The 264-nt window shown below is 48.1% G+C and carries 1 pseudogene; it reads left to right on the forward strand.

What is annotated here, in order from left to right:
* Nucleotides 1-264: pseudogene (locus AAEY72_RS15275) on the forward strand (DMT family transporter); the annotation flags it as partial.

A 264-nucleotide genomic window follows, 5' to 3' on the forward strand; every position in this document is an offset into this window, starting at 1 on the left:
GGCTTTTATAGTGGCAGTGGCAGGATTTGTCTATCTCATGTTGCCATCAGCGGCTGTGCCGTCAGTATTGGCAGCGACATTGATGGCCATCAGTGGCGTGGCATGGGGGATATATAGTATACGCGGTAAAGCGTGCGTGTCACCGATACGAGCGACGGGCTTTAACTTTCTCAGGAGCCTATTTGCGATTCCGCTACTACTCATCATGAGCATGGTTTATTTAAAAAACATATCGTTAGCAACGATCAGTATCGAGGGCATCTT

The organism is Psychrobacter sp. W2-37-MNA-CIBAN-0211 (assembly GCF_040309405.1).
GTDB classification, from domain to species: domain Bacteria; phylum Pseudomonadota; class Gammaproteobacteria; order Pseudomonadales; family Moraxellaceae; genus Psychrobacter; species Psychrobacter glaciei.